This window comes from Oleiphilus sp. HI0128 (assembly GCF_001635365.1).
Genome location: NZ_LWGG01000042.1, coordinates 1 through 1,102, shown reverse-complemented (window position 1 = coordinate 1,102; position 1,102 = coordinate 1). Strand labels below are relative to the sequence as shown.

Sequence of the window (1,102 nt, the reverse complement as noted above, 5' to 3'; positions counted from 1 at the left end):
TTCTTTCAGAATGTTTTCGAAGCTTTTGCTATCAGACACCTGCAATATGTAGGCTTGGGTATTGTCTACTTTATTCCAGAACAGGCCAACTTGGCTGTCGATATAGTTAACACTTAGAATCTTCACGGGTTTCAATATACCGCGGACAGAAAAGTTACGCACTTCGCTATTCGCTGTTTCGCCGTCATCTGCAAGCGATACTACGCGCCAATAGTATGAGCCGGGCATCAATGCTTTCCTTGGTGCAATCTGCTGCGCTGCATCAAAGTCTGTTTGGCTGATTAGCAGGTTGAAACCTTTGTCTTTGGAAATCTGTAGTTTTCCGAGCGTATCCGGTTTAACAAAGTTCCAGCTAAATGTAGGTTTGGTACTATCAAGTATGCTTTTGGCAAGCGGCGCAATGAGTTTTGCTTGCTCTGTGCCAATGTCCACTGCTATGCGTGTAACGGAGTCGACACCCTCAAAACCATTAGCGTCAATGGCGCGCATGGAAACGTCATACTCACCATTCTCAATATGTTCCAACTCAAGTTCAGGCTTTTGTATTTTCCCTTGCTTAACAAGTTTTCCATTTTGCTTATTGTCAGTGAGTTGAACTCGATAAGCTTCGGCGCTTTTTTGTTCTTCCCAAGACAGAGTTGAAGGAAGGTCGTCTACAACTCTCTCTGCAAATAGTGCTTTGGGGGCGTCAGCTAACTTTGTCTGCTCAATAATCGCGCTACCTTTTTTGATGCGCGCACCGTTGCCTGCAAAAACTTGAGTCGTCCCATGTTCACCAGCAAAAGAGACTTCACCTTCAATAACTTCCAGCTGTGTTTCATTACCCTGGGTACTCAAACGAAATTCAGTTCCGCGCACGGCTGCTACCGCCGATGGGGTGGTAATCTCGTAGCGAGATCCTTTAACCAAGGGTGTAACCTCAGTGGACAGTGAGCCTCTCTTGAGCCTTAGTCGCGTATCAACCATGCCAGTCTTGCCAAAGTGGGACAGTTTATTGAAGACCAGGTTGGAATTTTCTTCCAAGCGAATGGTTGAGCTGTCTGCAAACTCAATTAAAACATTACCTTTTTTTGTCGCAACTTCATCACCGACACGAATATTC

1 protein-coding gene is annotated in these 1,102 nt (G+C 45.3%); it reads right to left on the bottom strand.

Annotated elements, in window-relative coordinates; genetic code table 11:
* Nucleotides 1-1,102, bottom strand: a 1,102-nt coding sequence (locus A3763_RS00615) for a FecR domain-containing protein (RefSeq protein ID WP_068759809.1), incomplete at both ends; no start/stop codon positions are given.